We start from the raw sequence: 320 nt of genomic DNA, 5'->3' as shown, positions 1-320 counted from the left end.
ACGGCCCGGACTACCAGCTTCCGGGACGGCCGCACCGCACCGGCCACGGCATCGGCCTGGATATCCACGAGGCGCCCAATCTGGTGCGCGGCGACACGACGCCGCTTGAGCCCGGCATGTGCTTCTCCAACGAGCCCATGCTGGTCATCCCGGGCCAGTTCGGCGTTCGTCTGGAAGACCATTTCTACATGGGCGAGGCAGGGCCCGTCTGGTTCACCCAGCCGTCGCACAGCCTGGACGACCCCTTTGGCGAGGCCGCCTCGGCGTGACGACGTCTCAATCCTGGGCGGTGGTTGGAGGCGGTCTGGTCGGGGCGGCGA

Annotated in this window: 1 protein-coding gene; it reads left to right on the top strand. The window is 68.8% G+C overall.

Annotated elements, in window-relative coordinates; all coding sequences use genetic code 11:
* Positions 1 to 269: Xaa-Pro peptidase family protein (locus HX823_RS31805; protein ID WP_177078620.1), on the top strand; the 269-nt coding region annotated here is incomplete at its 5' end.
* Positions 270 to 320 lie beyond the last annotated feature (51 nt).

This window comes from Pseudomonas sp. P7759, from assembly GCF_013386445.1.
Classification (GTDB): domain Bacteria; phylum Pseudomonadota; class Gammaproteobacteria; order Pseudomonadales; family Pseudomonadaceae; genus Aquipseudomonas; species Aquipseudomonas azotoformans_A.
The sequence above is the reverse complement of the archived record's forward strand: the minus strand, read 5'-3'. Positions and strand labels throughout refer to the sequence as shown.